This is a genomic window from Serratia grimesii (genome assembly GCF_900186025.1).
GTDB classification, from domain to species: Bacteria; Pseudomonadota; Gammaproteobacteria; order Enterobacterales; family Enterobacteriaceae; genus Serratia; species Serratia grimesii.
The window spans coordinates 755807-776669 of sequence record NZ_LT883155.1; the positions used below are offsets into that span (position 1 = coordinate 755807).

General features: G+C 54.1%; 20 protein-coding genes. 12 read left to right on the forward strand and 8 right to left on the reverse strand.

Annotation, left to right across the window (positions count from 1 at the left end):
• The 7 genes from murG (at position 1) to lpxC (ending at position 7895) form a co-directional block, all read left to right on the forward strand.
• The gene (murG, locus tag SGBXF1_RS03495) at positions 1-1065 is read left to right on the forward strand and encodes an undecaprenyldiphospho-muramoylpentapeptide beta-N-acetylglucosaminyltransferase (RefSeq protein ID WP_186427824.1); all 1065 of its coding nucleotides are present in this window, start codon (positions 1-3) and stop codon (positions 1063-1065) included.
• Between the two features lie 85 nt (positions 1066-1150).
• On the forward strand, positions 1151-2629 hold the full coding sequence (murC, locus tag SGBXF1_RS03500) for a UDP-N-acetylmuramate--L-alanine ligase (protein WP_186427825.1): 1479 nt from the start codon (positions 1151-1153) through the stop codon (positions 2627-2629).
• Positions 2619-3539 (forward strand): D-alanine--D-alanine ligase, encoded by a 921-nt coding sequence (locus tag SGBXF1_RS03505; protein ID WP_186427826.1) that lies wholly within the window; start codon positions 2619-2621, stop codon positions 3537-3539. The genes murC and SGBXF1_RS03505 overlap by 11 nt, the downstream gene beginning before the upstream one ends.
• Before the next feature lies 1 nt (position 3540).
• Positions 3541-4392 carry a cell division protein FtsQ gene (gene ftsQ, locus SGBXF1_RS03510; RefSeq protein ID WP_037426058.1) on the forward strand — a complete coding sequence of 284 codons (852 nt, stop codon included), beginning with the start codon at positions 3541-3543 and terminating at the stop codon, positions 4390-4392.
• On the forward strand, positions 4389-5645 hold the full coding sequence (gene ftsA, locus SGBXF1_RS03515) for a cell division protein FtsA (protein ID WP_004950148.1): 1257 nt from the start codon (positions 4389-4391) through the stop codon (positions 5643-5645). The genes ftsQ and ftsA overlap by 4 nt, the downstream gene beginning before the upstream one ends.
• Before the next feature lie 74 nt (positions 5646-5719).
• A complete protein-coding gene (gene ftsZ, locus SGBXF1_RS03520; RefSeq protein WP_004950150.1) occupies positions 5720-6874 on the forward strand; it encodes a cell division protein FtsZ in 1155 nt (384 codons plus the stop codon).
• A gap of 103 nt (positions 6875-6977) precedes the next feature.
• Positions 6978-7895 (forward strand): UDP-3-O-acyl-N-acetylglucosamine deacetylase, encoded by a 918-nt coding sequence (lpxC, locus tag SGBXF1_RS03525; protein WP_037426060.1) that lies wholly within the window; start codon positions 6978-6980, stop codon positions 7893-7895.
• Positions 7896-8035: 140 nt separating this feature from the next.
• Here lpxC and SGBXF1_RS03530 read toward each other — a convergent pair whose 3' ends face one another.
• Positions 8036-8560 (reverse strand): DUF721 domain-containing protein, encoded by a 525-nt coding sequence (locus SGBXF1_RS03530; protein WP_037426063.1) that lies wholly within the window; start codon positions 8558-8560, stop codon positions 8036-8038.
• A gap of 26 nt (positions 8561-8586) precedes the next feature.
• Between SGBXF1_RS03530 and secM the strand changes: the two genes are divergently transcribed.
• From secM to mutT, 3 genes are all read left to right on the forward strand, one after another.
• Positions 8587-9120, forward strand: coding sequence for a secA translation cis-regulator SecM (secM, locus tag SGBXF1_RS03535; RefSeq protein WP_130382430.1), 534 nt, complete (start codon positions 8587-8589; stop codon positions 9118-9120).
• An 87-nt stretch (positions 9121-9207) separates the two neighbouring features.
• On the forward strand, positions 9208-11919 hold the full coding sequence (gene secA, locus SGBXF1_RS03540; RefSeq protein WP_037426069.1) for a preprotein translocase subunit SecA: 2712 nt from the start codon (positions 9208-9210) through the stop codon (positions 11917-11919).
• Between the two features lie 102 nt (positions 11920-12021).
• Entirely contained in the window at positions 12022-12426 is a 405-nt protein-coding gene (gene mutT / locus SGBXF1_RS03545) for an 8-oxo-dGTP diphosphatase MutT (RefSeq protein ID WP_186427827.1), read from the forward strand.
• A gap of 41 nt (positions 12427-12467) precedes the next feature.
• Here the strand turns inward: mutT and yacG are convergent, their stop codons facing one another.
• Genes yacG through coaE form a run of 3 tightly spaced genes read right to left on the reverse strand, consistent with a single transcriptional unit; the run spans position 12468 to position 14083 of the window.
• A complete protein-coding gene (yacG, locus tag SGBXF1_RS03550; protein WP_037426075.1) occupies positions 12468-12659 on the reverse strand; it encodes a DNA gyrase inhibitor YacG in 192 nt (63 codons plus the stop codon).
• A 51-nt stretch (positions 12660-12710) separates the two neighbouring features.
• The gene (zapD, locus tag SGBXF1_RS03555; RefSeq protein ID WP_061807348.1) at positions 12711-13463 is read right to left on the reverse strand and encodes a cell division protein ZapD; all 753 of its coding nucleotides are present in this window, start codon (positions 13461-13463) and stop codon (positions 12711-12713) included.
• Positions 13464-13468: 5 nt separating this feature from the next.
• On the reverse strand, positions 13469-14083 hold the full coding sequence (coaE, locus tag SGBXF1_RS03560; RefSeq protein WP_186427828.1) for a dephospho-CoA kinase: 615 nt from the start codon (positions 14081-14083) through the stop codon (positions 13469-13471).
• 379 nt (positions 14084-14462) lie between these two features.
• On the opposite strand from coaE, the gene SGBXF1_RS03565 reads away from it, so the two are divergent.
• Positions 14463-15506 (forward strand): GMP reductase, encoded by a 1044-nt coding sequence (locus tag SGBXF1_RS03565; protein WP_037426081.1) that lies wholly within the window; start codon positions 14463-14465, stop codon positions 15504-15506.
• 68 nt (positions 15507-15574) lie between these two features.
• On the opposite strand, the gene hofC is transcribed toward SGBXF1_RS03565, so the two are convergent.
• From hofC to nadC, 4 genes are all read right to left on the reverse strand, one after another.
• Positions 15575-16774, reverse strand: a complete 1200-nt coding sequence (gene hofC, locus SGBXF1_RS03570; RefSeq protein WP_186427829.1) for a protein transport protein HofC — start codon at positions 16772-16774, stop codon at positions 15575-15577.
• Positions 16771-18219, reverse strand: coding sequence for a type II secretion system protein GspE (gene gspE, locus SGBXF1_RS03575; protein WP_186427830.1), 1449 nt, complete (start codon positions 18217-18219; stop codon positions 16771-16773). Before gspE ends, hofC begins: the two co-directional genes overlap by 4 nt.
• Complete coding sequence (gene ppdD, locus SGBXF1_RS03580) at positions 18216-18665, reverse strand: prepilin peptidase-dependent pilin (RefSeq protein ID WP_186427831.1); 450 nt, start codon at positions 18663-18665, stop codon at positions 18216-18218. Before ppdD ends, gspE begins: the two co-directional genes overlap by 4 nt.
• A 192-nt stretch (positions 18666-18857) precedes the next feature.
• Positions 18858-19748, reverse strand: coding sequence for a carboxylating nicotinate-nucleotide diphosphorylase (gene nadC, locus SGBXF1_RS03585; RefSeq protein ID WP_061807344.1), 891 nt, complete (start codon positions 19746-19748; stop codon positions 18858-18860).
• Between the two features lie 250 nt (positions 19749-19998).
• On the opposite strand from nadC, the gene ampE reads away from it, so the two are divergent.
• Entirely contained in the window at positions 19999-20853 is an 855-nt protein-coding gene (gene ampE, locus SGBXF1_RS03590) for a beta-lactamase regulator AmpE (RefSeq protein ID WP_037425630.1), read from the forward strand.
• The last annotated feature ends 10 nt before the right edge of the window (positions 20854-20863 follow it).

Genomic DNA, 20863 nt, shown 5'->3' on the forward strand with positions numbered 1-20863 from the left:
ATGAGCGGGAAACCTAAGCGTTTAATGGTGATGGCAGGTGGTACCGGCGGGCATGTGTTCCCGGGACTGGCGGTCGCACATCATCTGATGGCGCAAGGCTGGCAGGTGCGCTGGCTTGGAACCGCAGACCGAATGGAAGCCGATCTGGTGCCAAAGCACGGGATCGAGATTGATTTCATCCGTATTTCAGGCCTGCGTGGCAAAGGGTTGAAAGCCCAACTGAGCGCGCCACTGCGTATTTGGCATGCTGTACGCCAGGCGAAAGCGATTATGCGTAGCTACCAGCCGGACGTGGTGCTGGGCATGGGCGGTTATGTTTCCGGCCCTGGCGGTTTGGCGGCATGGCTGTGCGGTGTCCCGGTGGTATTGCACGAGCAAAACGGTATTGCCGGGCTGACCAACCGTTGGCTGGCGCGTATTGCCAAAACCGTGTTGCAGGCATTCCCTGGTGCGTTCCCGAACGCGCCTGTTGTGGGCAACCCTGTGCGTACCGACGTACTGGCATTACCGCTGCCAGCAGAGCGATTGAACGGGCGTGAAGGGCCTATTCGTGTGCTGGTGATTGGTGGAAGTCAGGGCGCCCGGGTACTGAATCAGACAGTTCCTGAAGTCGCAGCGAGATTGGGCGATAAAATAACGCTCTGGCATCAGGTAGGCAAAGGTGCACTGGAAAACGTGTTGCGCGACTACGAGAGGGTAGGGCAGACACAACATAAGGTGACTGAGTTTATTGATGACATGGCTGCTGCTTACGCCTGGGCTGATGTAGTGGTGTGTCGTTCTGGTGCGCTGACCGTCAGCGAGATCGCAGCAGCAGGTCTCCCGGCGATATTTGTGCCATTCCAGCACAAAGACCGTCAACAGTATTGGAATGCTCGTCCGCTGGAAGAAGCCGGTGCGGCGAGGATTATCGAACAACCGCAGTTTAACGCCGATGTCGTCGCGGAACTGCTGGCAAGTTGGGATCGTCCGACGTTGCTTGCAATGGCCGAAAAGGTGCGCGCAGTTGCTATCCCTGATGCCACAGAACGTGTGGCGGCAGAGTTGGTGCGGGTCGCCAAATAATATATGCAGGGGTTCGGTACGCCGGGCCTGAATTAAAGAATGTTAGAGAGGGGCCTGGCACGCCAGACCCGGATTAGAGAGACTGATGAATACACAGCAACTGGCGAAACTACGTACTATCGTGCCCGAGATGCGACGCGTCCGGCACATTCACTTTGTCGGCATCGGTGGCGCCGGCATGGGTGGTATCGCCGAAGTGTTGGCTAACGAAGGTTATCAAATCAGCGGTTCCGACTTGGCACCAAACCCGGTAACCCAACAATTGAGCGCGCTTGGGGCGACGATTTACTTCCATCACCGCCCGGAAAATGTGCTGGATGCCAGCGTAGTGGTGGTTTCTACCGCCATTTCCGCCGATAACCCGGAGATTGTTGCAGCCCGTGAAGCGCGTATTCCTGTGATCCGCCGTGCGGAGATGCTGGCCGAATTGATGCGTTTCCGCCACGGTATCGCTGTTGCTGGTACGCACGGTAAGACTACGACGACCGCGATGGTCTCGAGCATTTATGCCGAAGCCGGCCTGGACCCGACCTTTGTGAACGGCGGGCTGGTGAAAGCGGCGGGTACCCATGCGCGTCTGGGCTCCAGCCGTTACCTGATTGCGGAAGCGGACGAGAGCGACGCGTCGTTCCTGCACTTGCAGCCGATGGTGGCGATTGTCACCAATATCGAAGCCGACCATATGGAGACTTACCAGGGCGACTTCGAAAACCTGAAGCAGACGTTTATTAACTTTTTGCACAATCTGCCGTTCTACGGCCGTGCGGTGATGTGTGTTGATGATCCTGTCGTGCGTGAATTGCTGCCGCGTGTGGGTCGTCATATCACCACTTACGGTTTTAGCGAAGATGCTGATGTGCGCATTGAAAGCTATCGCCAGATTGGGCCGCAGGGCCACTTTACGCTGAGCCGTCAGGACAAACCGTTGTTGACAGTGACCCTGAATGCGCCGGGCCGTCACAATGCGTTGAACGCCGCGGCGGCAGTGGCGGTAGCGACAGAAGAAGGGATCGATGACGCAGATATCCTGCGTGCGCTGGCAGGTTTCCAGGGCACCGGTCGTCGCTTCGATTTCTTGGGCGAGTTCCCGCTGACGCCGGTCAACGGCAAAGAGGGTACCGCAATGCTGGTAGACGATTATGGCCACCACCCGACTGAGGTGGACGCTACGCTGAAAGCAGCGCGTGCGGGGTGGCCGGATAAACGGCTGGTTATGATTTTCCAGCCACATCGTTATACCCGTACCCGTGATTTGTACGACGACTTTGCTAACGTGTTGTCGCAGGTGGACGTGCTGTTGATGCTGGACGTGTACTCCGCGGGTGAAACGGCAATCCCAGGGGCGGACAGCCGTTCGCTATGTCGCACTATCCGTAGCCGCGGCAAGTTGGATCCGATTCTGGTTTCCGATCCAGACACCGTGCCGGAAACCTTGGCGCAGTTGCTGCAAGCAGATGACCTGGTGTTGGTACAAGGTGCCGGCAACGTGGGTAAAGTTGCCCGAAAACTGGCTGAGCTTAAGCTGCAGCCACAGAAGAAAGAGGAGGAACATCATGGCCGATAAAGTTGCCGTATTGCTGGGTGGTACCTCCGCTGAACGTGAAGTGTCATTACAATCTGGTGCCGCCGTACTGGCCGGATTGCGTGAAGCCGGTATTGATGCGCATGGCATTGATATCCGTGACTTCCCGGTGACCCAGCTGAAAGACCACGGATTTACCAAAGTATTTATCGCGCTGCATGGCCGCGGTGGTGAAGACGGCACTCTGCAGGGGATGCTGGAGTTCCTTGAGTTGCCTTATACCGGCAGTGGCGTGATGGCGTCGGCGCTGACCATGGACAAATGGCGCACCAAGATGGTGTGGCAGTCGATGGGCTTACCGGTGGCACCTTATGTAGCGCTGAACCGTAAGCAGTATGTTGGTGCTGAAAAGACTGCTTTGATTGCTCGCGTCGAAGCTCTGGGCCTGCCGCTGATCGTCAAGCCGAGCCGTGAAGGGTCGAGCGTTGGCATGAGCAAAGTCACTGAGCGTGACGCGCTTGAAGCGGCGTTGGAAGAAGGTTTCCGCCATGACGACGACGTGCTGGTCGAAAAGTGGCTGAGCGGTCCGGAATACACGGTTGCGATGTTGGGCGATCAGGTATTGCCTTCAATTCGTATTCAACCGGCCGGCGTGTTTTATGACTATCAGGCCAAGTACATTTCGGACGATACCCAGTATTTCTGTCCGAGTGGCCTGGGTGCGCAGCAGGAAGCCGAAATGGCTGCCCTGGCGTTACGCGCCTACCGTGGGCTGGACTGCAGCGGCTGGGGCCGCGTGGATGTGATGCAGGATAGCGATGGCAGCTTCTATCTGCTTGAGGTGAATACCTCGCCGGGCATGACCAGTCATAGCCTGGTGCCGATGGCAGCGCGCCAGTCTGGTTTAAGCTTCTCGCAGCTGGTAGCGAGAATTTTGGAGTTGGCCGACTGATATGTCGCAAGCTGCCCTGAATGCGCGTGAACGCGAGGTGGATAATAACCCGCGCCGCAGCAATGGAACCCAGTTAGCAGGAATGGTTTTCCTGCTGATGGTGTTGGGAACGGTCCTGTGGAGTGGCTGGGCGGTTATTGGCTGGATGAAAGACGCCAGCCGCCTGCCGCTGTCACGACTGGTGGTAACCGGTGAACGTCACTACACCACCAACGACGATATTCGCCAGGCAATCTTGGCGTTGGGATCGCCGGGTACTTTCATGACGCAGGATGTGGATATCATCCAGCAGCAGATTGAACGCCTGCCGTGGATCAAGCAGGCCAGCGTGCGTAAGCAATGGCCGGATGAGCTGAAGATCCACCTGGTGGAATATGTCCCGGTAGCACGCTGGAATGATTTGCACATGGTGGACGCAGAAGGCAAGTCCTTCAGCGTGCCTGCAGAACGAATTGGCAAACAGAAATTGCCGTTGCTCTATGGCCCGGAAGGGAGCGAACAGGATGTTCTTGAAGGTTATCGGGCCATGAGCAGCATGTTAGCGGCCAGCAAATATACGCTGAAAATGGCGGCCATGAGTGCCCGCCATTCCTGGCAGCTGGCTTTGGATAATGATGTTCGGCTGGAGCTGGGACGCGACGATCGTACTGGACGCCTGCAGCGCTTTATCGAGCTTTATCCGGTATTGCAGCAGCAGGGGCAGGCTCAGAGTAAGCGAGTCAGCTATGTCGACTTACGCTATGAGTCCGGTGCATCGGTAGGTTGGGCCCCAGTGTTTATCGACCCGCAGGCAGCAGGCGATCAGCAAAACAGTAATCAGCAACAGAATCAGGCACAGGCAAAACAACAATGATCAAGTCGACGGACAGAAAACTGGTAGTTGGACTGGAGATCGGTACTGCAAAAGTCTCCGCATTAGTAGGGGAAGTTCTGCCCGATGGCATGGTCAACATTATCGGGGTGGGCAGTTGCCCGTCTCGCGGTATGGATAAGGGTGGCGTTAACGACCTTGAGTCGGTAGTGAAGTGCGTACAGCGCGCTATCGATCAGGCTGAACTGATGGCTGATTGTCAGATTTCTTCGGTTTACCTCGCATTATCGGGTAAACACATCAGTTGCCAGAACGAAATAGGGATGGTTCCTATTTCCGAAGAGGAAGTGACACAGGAAGATGTCGAAAACGTGGTGCATACCGCTAAATCGGTACGCGTACGCGACGAACACCGCATCCTGCACGTCATCCCTCAGGAATACGCCATCGATTATCAGGAAGGCATCAAAAACCCGGTTGGGTTGTCCGGCGTGCGTATGCAAGCCAAGGTGCATCTGATCACCTGTCATAACGACATGGCGAAGAACATTGTTAAAGCAGTAGAACGTTGCGGTCTGAAAGTGGACCAACTTATTTTCGCCGGTCTGGCCGCCAGTTATGCGGTCCTGACCGAAGATGAGCGCGAACTCGGCGTTTGTGTGGTGGATATCGGCGGCGGCACCATGGATATGGCGGTGTACACCGGCGGTGCGCTGCGCCACACCAAAGTGATCCCTTATGCCGGGAACGTGGTCACCAGCGATATCGCTTACGCCTTCGGCACACCGCCGACAGATGCGGAAGCGATCAAAGTTCGACACGGCTGTGCGCTTGGGTCGATTGTTAGCAAGGATGAAAGTGTAGAGGTGCCAAGCGTTGGGGGGCGTCCTCCTCGTAGTCTGCAAAGACAGACACTGGCTGAAGTTATTGAGCCACGCTACACCGAACTGTTGAATCTGGTTAACGATGAAATTTTGCAATTGCAGGAGCAACTGCGTCAGCAAGGGGTGAAGCATCATTTGGCAGCAGGTATTGTGCTGACCGGTGGCGCCGCCCAGATTGATGGCCTGGCAGCTTGTGCGCAACGGGTGTTCCACACTCAGGTACGCATCGGCCAACCCTTGAACATCACGGGTCTGACGGATTATGCGCAGGAGCCTTACTACTCTACGGCGGTAGGTCTGCTGCACTATGGAAAAGAGTCTCACCTGAGTGGTGAGGCAGAAGTAGAAAAACGCGCCTCAGTGGGCAATTGGTTTAAACGTATCAATAGCTGGCTGAGAAAAGAGTTTTAATGTTTCAACAAAGAGATCATGCTGAGTAATCTTTTTATGATCTCGCAGCGACAGGCACAAAACGGAGAGAAACTATGTTTGAACCAATGGAACTAACCAATGACGCGGTGATTAAAGTCATCGGCGTCGGCGGTGGCGGTGGCAACGCCGTTGAACACATGGTGCGCGAGCGCATCGAAGGTGTTGAATTCTTTGCCGTTAATACAGACGCTCAGGCGCTTCGTAAAACGGCAGTTGGCCAAACCATCCAGATCGGTAGTGGTATTACCAAAGGTCTGGGTGCAGGCGCGAACCCTGAAGTGGGTCGCAATTCAGCGGAAGAAGACCGTGAAGCCCTGCGCGCCGCACTCGATGGTGCAGACATGGTCTTCATTGCAGCCGGCATGGGTGGCGGTACCGGTACCGGTGCAGCGCCGGTTGTCGCTGAAGTTGCTAAAGACTTGGGTATTCTGACAGTGGCCGTGGTGACTAAGCCTTTCAATTTTGAAGGCAAGAAACGCATGGCGTTCGCTGAGCAGGGTATCGCAGAATTGTCCAAACATGTGGACTCACTGATCACTATCCCGAACGACAAGTTGTTGAAAGTTCTGGGTCGTGGCATTTCTCTGCTGGACGCGTTCGGCGCGGCTAACGACGTACTGAAAGGCGCGGTGCAGGGTATTGCCGAACTGATCACCCGTCCGGGCCTGATGAACGTCGACTTCGCCGACGTGCGCACCGTGATGTCCGAAATGGGCTACGCGATGATGGGTTCTGGCGTGGCCTGTGGTGAAGACCGTGCTGAAGAAGCTGCGGAAATGGCGATCTCCAGCCCACTGCTGGAAGACATCGACCTGTCCGGCGCTCGTGGCGTGTTGGTCAACATCACCGCTGGCTTTGACCTGCGTTTGGATGAGTTCGAAACCGTGGGTAACACCATTCGTGCTTTCGCTTCCGACAATGCCACCGTGGTTATCGGTACCTCGCTGGATCCGGAAATGAACGACGAACTGCGTGTGACCGTGGTTGCGACCGGTATCGGCATGGACAAACGTCCAGAAATCACGCTGGTGACCAACAAACAGGCTAGCCAGCCAGTGATGGATCATCGCTACCAGCAGCACGGCATGTCGCCGTTGCCGCAGGAAGTGAAACCTGCCGCTAAGGTAGTTAACGATCCGACTGCGCAGCCTAATAAAGAGCCCGACTATCTTGATATTCCTGCTTTCCTGCGTAAGCAGGCAGACTAAGAATATCCTGAGAATTTGGAATCTCCGCTCTTTGTGCTAAACTGTCCCGCCGGCCATGCTGTATGCTTGGTCGGTAGGATTGATAACATTGCGAGATAAAACGATGATCAAACAAAGGACATTAAAACGTATTGTTCAGGCGACAGGTGTCGGTTTGCATACCGGCAAGAAAGTCACGCTGACAATGCGCCCCGCGGCGGCTAATACCGGGGTCATCTATCGTCGCACTGACTTGAATCCACCGGTTGATTTTCCGGCTGATGCAAAATCCGTGCGTGATACCATGCTCTGTACTTGCCTGGTGAATGAGCATGACGTGCGTATTTCTACCGTTGAGCATCTTAATGCCGCGCTGGCTGGGTTGGGCATCGACAACATCGTTATCGAAGTTGACGCCGCCGAGATCCCAATCATGGACGGTAGTGCTAGCCCGTTCGTCTTCTTGTTGCTGGATGCCGGCATCGAAGAACTGAACTCTGCGAAGAAATTCCTGCGTCTGAAAGACACCGTGCGTGTTGAAGATGGCGACAAGTGGGCCGAGCTGTCCCCGCATAACGGGTTCCGCCTGGACTTCACCATCGACTTCAACCACCCGGCGATCGACGCCAGTACGCAACGCTACCGCCTGGATTTCTCTGCCGACTCGTTCGTGCGTCAAATCAGCCGTGCGCGTACCTTCGGTTTCATGCGTGACATCGAGTATTTACAGTCACGTGGTTTGGCGTTAGGTGGCAGCTTTGACTGCGCCATCGTGGTAGATGACTATCGCGTTCTGAACGAAGATGGCCTGCGTTTTGAAGACGAATTTGTTCGTCACAAAATGCTGGATGCTATCGGCGATCTGTTCATGTGCGGCCACAATATCATTGGCGCGTTTACCGCGTACAAGTCTGGCCATGCGCTGAACAACAAACTGCTGCAAGCAGTATTGGCAAAACAGGAAGCGTGGGAATACGTCACCTTCCAGGACGAAGCAGAAATGCCACTGGCATTCAAAGCACCGTCCACCGTATTGGCATAAGCCCATACTCGATTAATTCGGGTCGTGTCTTGACGGCAACGCAGTAAATCCCCAAGAACTTACAGAAATCAGTGATTGGGGTGAGTGTAGCACGTTAACAAAAAGATACGGCCGGAGGTATGAAGGGTAAATACCGCTGATTACTTATCACGACTGGTAGCGTTGGCACTCTCTCCGGCCAGCGACGCCAGTCGTTCCAATATCTTGCGCAGTTTTTCTGGACTTCTGCTCGCCAATCCCCTTAATTCTTCAGCACTTTCCTGGCTCAGATGACGCATCGGTGCGCTCGGCTGCGTATTTCCTGCCGTTTTTGCGGTGTTCTGCACAAGGTTGCTCCCTTTTGCCATCAAGGCCGGATTAATCCTGATGTCGATCGACGACAATGATGGTAGAATTTGCGCTCGTAGTGCAGATAATAAAGCCGGTTGTTCGTAGCGTAGGCGCATCATCCAGCTGGCATTTGCCGTTTCTAGCACTAAAATACCCTGTCGGAAATTCGCGACGCGGCACCAAGGATGCAGTTGAACCGGCAATAGGCCTTTCACTGCACGGTTAAGCTTAAGCAGCGCCACTGCGCGTTGCTGGACGTTATGCAGCGGCCCTTTGTCTTCTGCAGACGCGTCGTCGAACAGGGAATCTAATAATTGTGGACGGCTATCGCGCATAATGGGCTCCGGCGGATAATAAACTCGTGATCGGTATTCTAAATCGTTGGCGACAATTTGGCAGACGTTATTTCTGGCCCCATCTCCTGTTAGGGATGGTTGCGGCCACGCTTGGCGTACCTACAAATCTGGCAGGCAGCCCTGATCAAGCCGCTCTGCCGAGCACTTCCTCTAGCCTGAACCGGCAAAATTCCGCCAGTAACGCCTTTAATAGCCTGGCGTTGTTGCAGGAAGCGCATCGCCGCCCGACCTTCAGTGTCGATTACTGGCACCAGCATGCGCTTCGCACCGTCATTCGTCACCTTTCTTTTGCTCTTGCACCGCAGGCAGTCTATGCGCGAGTGCAGGAAAACGAAGCGGAAGTGGCTGAACCCCCATTGCAGGTGGCGCAACTGGCGCTACTTTCAACTCTTAACGCGCTGCTGACGCATGAGCCGAAGCCGCCGACCATCATTCGTGATACCCACCATGCCGTACTGCCTGCCTTTGCACAACATCAGACTGGGTTGTGGCTCGCACAGGTGCAGGGCATCCGCGCCGGGCCAACTATCGTAAGCTGATTTTTGCCCATCGGGCGACAAAAAAACCTAAAAATAACAGCAAATTGACGGCCTGTGTTGGCTGTCATGACAGAGATATCAAACATCATGTTAGTGAAATTATTGACCAAAGTTTTTGGTAGCCGTAACGATCGTACGCTGCGCCGCATGCGCAAATCGGTTGAGCTGATCAATCAGATGGAACCGGACATGGAAAAGCTATCCGATGACGAACTGAAAGCCAAGACCAATGAGTTCCGCGCGCGCCTGGAAAAGGGCGAAGTGCTGGAAAACCTGTTGCCGGAAGCCTTCGCCGTGGTGCGTGAGGCAAGTAAGCGCGTATTCGGCATGCGTCACTTTGACGTGCAGCTGTTGGGCGGTATGGTTCTGAATGATCGCTGCATTGCAGAGATGCGTACTGGTGAAGGTAAAACCCTGACCGCAACCTTGCCGGCTTACCTGAACGCCTTGAGCGGCCGCGGTGTGCACGTGGTTACCGTGAACGACTATCTGGCACAGCGTGACGCCGAAAACAACCGCCCACTGTTCGAGTTCCTCGGTCTGAGCATCGGTATTAACCTGCCAGGTATGCCTGCACCGGCTAAGCGTGAAGCCTATGCCGCAGACATTACCTACGGTACCAACAACGAATACGGTTTTGACTACCTGCGCGACAACATGGCATTCAGTCCCGAAGAACGCGTTCAGCGCAAGTTGCACTATGCGTTGGTGGATGAGGTTGACTCCATTCTGATCGATGAAGCGCGTACTCCTTTGATTATCTCGGGCCCGGCGGAAGACAGCTCTGAGATGTATATCAAGGTTAACAAACTGATTCCTAAACTGATTCGTCAGGAAAAAGAAGACTCAGATACTTTCCAGGGTGAAGGCCACTTCTCGGTTGACGAGAAAGCGCGTCAGGTACACCTGACTGAACGCGGTCTGATCTTGATCGAAGAAATGCTGATGGACGCCGGCATCATGGAGGAAGGGGAGTCACTGTACTCACCGACCAATATCATGCTGATGCACCACGTAACTGCGGCGTTGCGTGCCCACGTACTGTTCACCCGTGACGTTGACTACATCGTCAAAGACGGTGAAGTTATCATCGTTGACGAACACACCGGCCGTACCATGCATGGTCGTCGCTGGTCTGATGGTCTGCATCAGGCAGTAGAAGCCAAAGAAGGCGTGGAAATCCAGAACGAGAACCAAACGCTGGCATCGATCACCTTCCAGAACTACTTCCGTTTGTACGAGAAGTTGGCGGGGATGACCGGTACTGCGGATACCGAAGCGTTTGAATTTAGCTCTATCTACAAGCTGGACACCATTGTGGTGCCAACTAACCGCCCAATGCTGCGTAAAGATATGCCTGATCTGGTCTACATGACTGAACAGGAGAAGATTGGCGCTATCATCGAAGACATTCGTGAACGTACCGCTAACGGCCAACCCGTGCTGGTTGGTACGATCTCAATCGAGAAATCTGAAGTTGTTTCGCGTGAGCTCGAGAAGGCTGGCATTGCCCATAAGGTATTGAACGCCAAGTTCCACGCCATGGAAGCGGATATTGTTGCGCAAGCCGGTCAGACCTCTGCGGTTACTATTGCCACCAACATGGCGGGCCGTGGTACCGATATCGTATTGGGTGGCAGCTGGCAGGCAGAGATTGCTCAGTTGGAAGATCCAACTGAAGAACAGATTGCTGCAATTAAAGATGCCTGGAAAGTTCGCCATGACGCAGTGTTAGCCGCAGGTGGCCTGCACATTATTGGTACCGAGCGTCATGAATCTCGCCGTATCGATAACCAGCTGCGCGGCCGTTCTGGTCGTCAGGGTGATGCCGGTTCATCCCGCTTCTACCTGTCGATGGAAGATGCCCTGATGCGTATTTTCGCCTCTGATCGCGTTTCCAGCATGATGCGTAAACTGGGTATGAAAGAAGGTGAGGCCATTGAGCACCCATGGGTCACCAAAGCCATTGCCAACGCACAGCGTAAAGTGGAAAGCCGTAACTTTGATATCCGTAAACAGTTGCTGGAATACGATGATGTAGCCAACGATCAGCGGCGTGCTATCTACAGCCAGCGTAACGAGCTGCTGGACGTGTCTGACGTTAGCGAAACCATCAGCAGCATCCGTGAAGACGTATTCAAAACCACTATCGATGCCTACATTCAACCGGAGTCTCTGGAAGAAGAGTGGGATATTCAGGGGCTGACTGAGCGCCTGAAGAACGACTTCGATCTGGATATGCCAATTGCTGAATGGTTGGACAAAGAACCAGAATTGCACGAAGAAACGCTGCGTGAGCGTATTCTGGAAACAGCTAAAGAAGAGTACAAACGTAAAGAAGAAGTTGTTGGCGCCGAGATGATGCGCAACTTTGAAAAAGGCGTGATGCTGCAGACGCTGGATTCACTGTGGAAAGAGCATCTTGCGGCCATGGACTACTTGCGTCAAGGTATCCACCTGCGTGGTTATGCGCAAAAAGATCCTAAGCAGGAATACAAACGTGAGTCTTTCAACATGTTTGCGACCATGCTTGAATCACTGAAACATGAAGTGATCAGCGTGCTGAGCAAAGTGCAGGTGCGGATGCCGGAAGAGGTTGAAGCACTGGAACAGCAACGCCGCGAAGAAGCTGAGCGCCTGGCGAAACAGCAACAGTTGAGCCACTACGAAGAAAACGCGCTTGTTACCGAAGATCCTGATGCTCCGGCGAGCGCAGAACGCAAAGTTGGCCGTAACGATCCTTGCCCTTGCGGTTCCGGTAAAAAATACAAGCAGTGTCACGGCCGTCTGCAGAAGTAAGCCCGGCAGTGTATAACCAATAAAGCCCAGGGGTTCAGCATGCTGAACCCCTGTTTTTTTGGGGCGAACTGCGTGCCCCGACGAATCAATCAGGAGAATGCGATGAAACACCTGAACATTGCTGTCGGCATCATTCGTAACGCCCAGCAGGAAATCTTTATTACCCGGCGAGCGGCCGATTCACATATGGCCGGTTTTTGGGAGTTTCCAGGCGGTAAGATTGAGCAGGGTGAGACGGCAGAACAGGCGCTTAACCGTGAACTGCTGGAGGAAACGGGTATTGAAACCGAGCGTGCAGAGCTGCTGGAAGTATTTGAGCACCACTTTACCGATCGTATCGTGACGTTGAATTTTTATTTGGTGGAGGGCTGGACGGGCGAGCCGTTTGGCCGTGAAGGACAGCCAATGCGTTGGGTGAAGCAGGCGGATTTACGGGAAGATGAGTTCCCAGAGGCCAATGTCAGCATTATTAAACTGTTGGTGGCGCAGGCTAACGCCGCGCAGTAAAGCGACCGGCCTGGTAAATATCAGGCCGGTAAGCAGTACGATCAGCGATCGTCTGCCTCGCTCCAGTCTTCGCTTTCTGACAGATCACTGCTGCTGGGAATACGTTTCTCTTCATCAGCCCATTCGCCCAGATCAATTAGCTGACAGCGTTTGCTGCAAAATGGGCGGAAGGGGCTGACTTCACCCCATACCACGCCTTTGCCACAGGTTGGGCATTTCACTACGGTCGTCATATTCGGTTCCTTACACCCTTTCAACATGTGAAAGGTCTTTATTGCATTGGGTTAACAACAGGCCAACTCAAAGGTTAATCGTTCCGGCACTACGCCAAACTCACTGTCCAGTGGCAAGAAGCGGATCGCATAGCGAGTCTTATGGCCGGAAATCTGTGGGTAAAGCTGGTGAGCCAGGTTGATGCGCAAGCGCAACAGATCGGCACCTTCAGCGTTATCCTGGAAGAAGCCATTCAAACTGATTTGATTGCGAAATGGCCCTGACTGACGGATAAGATCCAGCACCATGGTCAGTGCTTGGTTCAGCGGTTCCAGCGTTTGCAGCCACTGGCTGACGTCGTCATTGCGTTCCTGCTGAGGTGCATGCATCCACATGTGCAGTGTTGGTAAGTCAAAACTGCAACAACCGCCAGGGATACTCAGGCGTTGACGGACCAGGCTAATCAGCCGGTCTTCACGTAGCGATTGACCGAGGCGTGGGGCGGACATCAGAGCCGCAGCACATTGCTTTAACTGGTTGCGCAACTGCTCTACCAGCGACATATCGACGCCAGGTACATCGGCCCATGCCAGCAGTTTTTGCTGCTGACGCTCCAGTTCTTTCAGTAACTCAGTGCGCACTTCGCCGCGTTCCAGCACGTCCAGCAGATCGGCAATGGTACGGAAGAACGTCAGGGCGATGGCTGTTTCACTCAATGCGCGCTGACCGTGCAATTGTTGCAGTAAAAACTCCATACGCAACCAGGTGCGCATTTTTTCATTCAACGGGTGTTCAAAAAGAACGCTTGGGGAAACATCACTCATTCAGTTTAATCCTGTCGGGTCGCTGATGCCGCCAGCTCAAGGTAACGGCGATGCAGTGCGGCAACTAATGGCTCTATCCCCTGAGCAGCGCCGCTATTATCAATTATGTCATCAGCAACGGCCAGACGCTGTTCACGCGTGACCTGTGCGGACAGTATGTTCTGTGCCTGCTGACGGCTGATACCGTCGCGGGCAATGGTTCTGGCCAACTGAGTTTCGCTGTCAACGTCGACCACCAACACGCGGTCAGCACGCGCCTGCAGGTTATTTTCCACCAGCAGTGGCACGACCCAAAGTGCATAGGGACTAGTGACTTGCGCCAGTTGGCGTTGGGTTTCCTGATGAATCAGCGGATGCAGCAGTTGGTTCAGCCAGCGCTTTTCATCAGGGTTACTGAAGATACGCTGACGCAGCGCAGCACGGTTAAGTGTGCCGTCAGGCTGCAACATTTCATTACCAAAACGTTCGGCGATGGCCGCCAGAGCCGGGGTGCCAGGCCCAACAACTTGCCGGGCAATGACGTCAGCGTCGACCACCGTCACGCCATGGCGTGCAAAGGTATCCGCTACGGTTGATTTACCGCTGCCGATACCTCCTGTCAACGCAACAATGTAGGCCATGGTAGGAAATGCACCTGGTATTCATAAAAAAATAATAGACGAATCATAAAGCGATCGCGCAGAAGTGCAAGTCAGCAGGTGGTGCTTGTCCGGTCGCTTGCGTTGTACGCTGATAAAAAAACGGAGCCAGAAAGGAAAATGAGCGGGAGCTCACACTGCGGTTGCGCAGGTAAATTTGTCGGATTGTAGCGTAAATAATCGAGAATTCGCAGTCTTGTCCGGCGATTATTAGCGCGTATGATAGCGTCACTGGAACTGGCATTAATCTATACCCGCCATTCTTCAAGTTACAGCGTTGTTGGCTGCCACTTCAAATTTATAGGGTATAGGTTCGAATACTCTCTGCGATCCGTCGCCATAAACCAGGAAATCATTAGTCATGCGTATTGAAGAAGATTTGAAGTTAGGCTTTAAAGATGTGCTGATCCGCCCTAAACGTTCTACGCTGAAAAGCCGTTCTGAGGTTGAGCTGGAACGTCAGTTTACCTTCAAACATTCTGGCTTGAGCTGGTCCGGTGTGCCGATTATTGCCGCCAACATGGACTCAGTCGGCACCTTCAGCATGGCAGAGGCCCTGGCTTCCTTCGACGTTCTCACTGCCGTACACAAACACTATACCGTTGAGCAATGGGCCGCATTCGTGCAACGCGTCCCAGCCTCAGTGCTGCGCCACGTTATGGTTTCAACCGGTACCTCCGACGCTGATTTTGTGAAGATGCAGCAGATTTTGGCCTTGTCGCCGGGGCTGAAGTTTATCTGTATCGATGTGGCTAATGGTTACTCAGAGCATTTTGTCGCCTTCTTGCAGAAAGCGCGTGAGGCCTGTCCAAACCATGTTATTTGCGCCGGTAATGTCGTCACTGGCGAAATGGTTGAAGAACTGATCCTGTCTGGTGCTGATATCGTTAAAGTCGGTATTGGCCCTGGCTCGGTTTGCACCACCCGAGTGAAAACTGGCGTTGGTTATCCGCAGCTGTCTGCAGTGATCGAGTGTGCAGATGCGGCACATGGCCTTGGTGGTCAGATTGTCAGCGACGGCGGTTGTTCAGTGCCGGGTGATGTTGCGAAAGCCTTCGGTGGCGGTGCGGACTTTGTCATGTTGGGTGGCATGTTGGCAGGTCATGACGAGTGCGAAGGGACCGTGGTGGAAGAAAACGGTGAGAAATTCATGCTGTTCTACGGCATGAGCTCCGAGTCTGCCATGAAACGCCACGTTGGTGGCGTTGCTGAGTACCGAGCAGCTGAAGGAAAAACCGTTAAGCTGCCTTTGCGTGGTGAGGTGGAATTTACCGTTCGTGACATCCTGGGTGGCCTGCGTTCTGCTTGTACTTATGTTGGTGCAGAACGTCTGAAAGAGCTGACCAAACGTACCACCTTCATCCGCGTAGCGGAACAGGAAAACCGCGTATTCGGCAGCAAGTAATCTGGCTTGCTTGCACGTAGTCAAATGGTGGGCGTAGTTCAGTGCTGCGCCCATGTTGGTCTCCGGGTTCACCCCAACACATTCCCTAACTGAAAAATCGGCAGATACATCGCGATTACCAGCGTGCCGACGATCCCACCGACCACCAACATCAATATGGGTTCCAGCGTTTGTGCCAATGTGTCGGCCAGTTCAAAGGTTTGCTGCTCATGCCACAGCGCAAGTTTGCCCAGCAGCGTATCTAACGCCCCTGATTCTTCGCCTACTCGTACCAATTGCTGACATAACGAAGGGAACAGCGCTTGTTGCTTCAACGCACTGTGAAAAGTGTGCCCCTGTGCAATCTGTTTCTGCACCGCCTCAATCGCCTGACGGTAAAACAGGTTATCTACCGACAGTGCGGCTGCGTTCAACCCTTCGATTAGTGTTAACCCGGCTTGCTGGGTCATCGCCAGAATACGGAATATTTGGCTTAGGCAACCGCCTTTGATCAAAGGGGCAATCAACGGCAGGCGTAGCAGTGCTGCCTGTTCACGCCTGCGCCAGTGTGGTTGTGGGTGTAGGCGACGAAAATAAGCCAATATCGAACAAAACAGTATGACGGCTAGCCAAGGGCCGCTCTGGATCAACAGGGCTGAAAGATTCAGCAGCCCTTGAGTAAACCACGGCAGTGGCGCATTGAATGACTGGTATATACCGGCAAACTCCGGCAACACCATGACCAGCATCAGAATGCTTACCAACAGCGCCACTGCACAGATAAACAAGGGATACCGCAGTGCCTTAACCACTTTCTTCTGCAGCTTTTGATGGGCTTCCTGTTGTTGAGCCAATTGTAGACAGCATTCATCCAGGTGGCCGGTTAGTTCCCCAATGGCGATCAACTGGCGGTAGATCAAAGGGAATATGGCAGTTTGTCCGGCGATGGCTTCAGAAAACGGCTGGCCTTGCCGCACCAGCTCGCTGAGCTCGCGTAACAAACAGCGCCAAGCGGGGGAGGAGTGCTCTGCCGCCAGAAGTTGTAATCCGCTAACCAGCGGTAGCCCGGCCTGTAGCAAGGTGGCAAGCTGGCGGGTGAATTGGATCAAAGGTTCTCCGCGCCACTGGCTGGAGGTAATGCGCTTACCGCTGTTAATTTGGTAGGGCTGCAGCCCCTGTTCGATAAGCCATAGGCTGACCTTGTTCTTTTCGGGGCTAATCAACTCCCCATGGATCATTTGGCCTTGGGAATCAATCGCCTGCCAGAGGAAAAGGCGTAAGGTTTTCACGGAGCCTCTCCAGTATCGGCAATGATGCCGACAATGCGATACACCTCTTCCAGCGAGGTAACACCTTGCGAAACCAACGTTAACCCGGCTTGTATCAATGTTGCCTGCCCCTGCTGACGGGCAATTTCGGCTAACTGGTCAGGGGCTTCACCTTGCAATAGACCGGTCTGCACCTCTGGTGTGATAGTCAACAACTCATAGACCCCGATACGGCCATAGTAACCGCTGAAACAGTGCTCACAGCCATCGGCTTGCCAGGGTTGTAAAGGAAGAGGCCAAATCGCAGTGGGAAAGCGTACCGCCTCGGTTTGTTGATAACGGCAGTGAAGGCAAAGTTTGCGCACCAATCGTTGGGCAATCACCAATTTCAGGCAGGCGGCAATCAGATATCCGGGAATACCCATATGGGTCAGGCGCGTCAGCGTTTCGCTGGTGGAATTGGTGTGCAATGTGGAAAGCACCAGGTGACCGGTTTGCGCAGCTTTAACCGCGATTTCTGCGGTTTCTCGATCGCGGATCTCACCGATCATGATGATATCCGGATCTTGCCGCAGTAAGGCGCGCAAAACGCGGGAGAAATCCAGATCGGTTTTGGCGTTAATCTGCGTTTGGTTGACGCCAAACAGTGGGATCTCAATAGGATCCTCAACACTGCATAAATTGCTCTGTGCGTCATTCAACTGGCGGAGGCCACTATAGAGAGTAACGGTTTTACCGCTACCCGTCGGGCCGGTGACCAGGATCATGCCCTGAGGGCAGGATAGCGCTGCGGCAAACTGTGCCAGCGCAGTCTGATCCATACCCAGCCGTTCCAGCGGCAGTTCCTGACGCTCCGTGTGCAGGATCCGCAGTACGACTTTTTCACCATGCAGCGTGGGTAAGGTGGCGATACGCATTGAGTATGTCGCGTTATCCAACTGCACGCTGAGCTGACCATCTTGCGGTAGGCGGCGTTCAGCAATGTCCAGTTGCCCCATGATCTTCAGCCGGGCGGTAAGGCGTGCGGCAAGCGCAAAAGGTGGTGAAGCTATGGCTTGCAGTACGCCGTCGATGCGTAGCCGGATACGCAGCGTCTGCTGGTAAGGTTCGACATGAATATCCGAGGCACGCCGCTGAATAGCGATGCGCAAGGTCTGATTAATGAACTGCACGACGGGTGTGTCACTTTCGTCATTTAGTGAGGGCGCATCGGGTTCTGGTTCCTGAAGGGCTTGCTGGAGATGGTTGCCCTGTATTTGACGGCGGTTCAGTTCCAGCTCCAGCCGGGCTGTTGGCCACTGTTCCAGATGAATGCGTTTACCGGTAGCGAAACGCAGAGCTGATAGCAGTGCCTGAGGCGCTTCTTCAGCCAGGGCGACGTTCAGACAGTACTCATCTTCACTGAGTGCCAGCGCCTGATAGCGTCGACACAGTGCATGGATTTCATCGCTGATCGTCACACTCATGGTGTTGGCGTCGTGTTGGTTGTATCAAAACGGAAGACCTCTTGGCAGGTCTCTTGCAGGTTGGTGTTGTCACTGGTGCACTGGCGGGTCCAGCGGGTCAGACCTTGGGTATTTTGAGTTGGGGTCAATGCCACTGTCAGTCCCTGTAGCGTTTGAGTACCGGTCAGCGATATCACACCTTGGCTGACCTGAACTGCGCTGACATAACGTGATGTCCCGCCCGTAGGGATGCCTTGGCTGCCAGCGTTACATGCGGTGGGTACGCCATTGTCGAGCACACATAATTCAACGGCCATTTTATACGGGGTCATGGTTTGCAGCATGTCGGTCATCGCTGCTTTTTGGATATACCTCTGATAGGCAGGAATGCCGATGGCGCTAAGGATCGCAATAATGGCGATCACGACCATCAGTTCGATCAAAGTAAAACCGCGTTGTGTTTCCATCTGTTGTTGCCTCCCAATGAATGTGGAAGGCAGGGTAACCACTTGGGATAGGGGCTTCGAGGGGCTTAAGAGCGTTTTACGGTGTGCATCCAGCGTAACGTGTTGTGTTTGCAGCAGGGGTAACAACGTTGGGGTGTACGTCGCAATGTTGGCGGGGTAACGCCTCCCCGTCGCAACGGGAAGGCGGAGGCATTATTTGAAGCGCATCGACAGATCGAGGGCAGTCACGTGTTTGGTAAGCGCACCTACAGAGATGTAGTCCACGCCAGTTTCCGCGAAGGTGCGTAACGTTTCACTGGTCACGTTGCCAGAAACCTCCAGTTGTGCACGGCCCTGAGTTTGCGCCACGGCGGTACGCATCATTTCTACGCTGAAGTTATCCAGCATGACAATGTCTGCACCGGCATCCAACGCTTGTTGTAATTCATCCAGCGACTCAACCTCTACTTCAACCGGTACATCAGCATGCATCCAGAATGCTTTTTCGACCGCTTTTTTGATCGAGCCGGAGGCAATGATGTGGTTTTCCTTGATCAGGAAGGCGTCGGATAACCCCAAACGGTGATTGCTACCACCACCACAGAGCACGGCATATTTCAACGCGGTCCGCAGCCCTGGGAGGGTCTTTCGGGTATCCAGCAGGCGGGTTTGTGTGCCTTGTAATAGCGCAACATAGCGACTGACTTCGGTCGCTACGCCGGAAAGTGTCTGCACAAAGTTCAACGCGGTACGCTCACCGGTCAGCAACACCCGTGCCGGGCCTGCCAGTTTGCAGAGCGGTTGATTGGGCACCAGGCTATCACCGTCCGCGACTAACCATTCGACTTTTACCTGGTTACCCAGTTGGATAAAGACTTCGTTCAGCCAACGCTTACCACAAAAGATGCCGGGCTCGCGGGTGATAACGGTGGCTTCTGCCTGGGTGTCGGCCGGTAATAATTGCGCGGTAATATCGCGTTCGGCATCGACTTCACCACCCAGGTCTTCACGCAGCGCCTGGGCAACGGCATAGGGGATATCGCTTTCAATTCGTTCAAGAAGCTCGGTGCGGCGACTGTCGGCACTGTAGCGGCGTGTCGGCATAGAAAACTCCGAAATGGACGGTAAGTTCGTAGAGGGAACATGCTACTCTGTTGCCGTGACAAGTACCACAGCAGCACGTTGGTTGCGCTGCTAATCATACATTATCCGATGCCCACGGCGCACATCATCGGGCACAGTGGGATTGTCCCAGCCCAGTGTTTGACGGGGATTTATATCTGGCATCTCTGGAACAACCCGGCAAGCACGATGACGCTATGCTTGGAATAATGGAAAAGGAGAGGAGTCGCTAATGACGCTGTTTACGCTGTTACTGGTTCTGGCGTGGGAACGTTTGTTCAAGTTAGGGGAGCATTGGCAGTTGGATCACCGCCTGGAGGTGGTGTTTCATCGGTTACATCGGTTTTCGCTAGCACAAACGTTACTGATGACTCTTGCCTGGATGGTCGTGGTAGGGGGCATTCTGTGGCTGGCTCAAGGGCTGTTTTTCGGCGTAGTGACGCTGTTGCTGTGGATTATTATTGATTTGCTGTGTGTGGGCGCGGGCATTAAGCGCAAACATTACCGTGCTTATCTGAAAGCAGCACGTCAAGGGGATGTACATGCCAGTGATCAGATGGCGGAAGAGCTGGCGCTAATCCATGGACTGCCAGTGGATTGCAGTGAAGAACTGCGCTTGCGTGAACTGCAAAATGCGCTGCTGTGGATTAACTTCCGCTATTATCTGGCGCCGCTGTTCTGGTTCGTGGTCTGCGGGCCTTACGGGCCGATTGCGCTGGCGGGCTACTCCTTCCTGCGTGCTTACCAGACCTGGTTGGCGCGCCATAATACCCCACTGGAACGTTCACAGTCGGGTATCGATCATCTATTGAACTGGCTGGATTGGATCCCGGTGCGTCTGGCCGGTGTGGCTTACGCGCTGTTTGGACATGGTGAAAAAGCGCTGCCAGCCTGGTTTGCGTCGCTGGGCGATCTTCATTCTTCGCAGTATCAGGTGCTGACGCGATTGGCACAGTTCTCACTGGCGCGTGACCCCCATATGGATCCGGTGCAGACTCCACGTGCGGCGGTAACGTTGGCGCGCAAGGTGACCATGATCATTGTGGTGGTGGTGGCGGTATTGACGATCTACGGCACCTTGCTCTAAGACAGTGTTT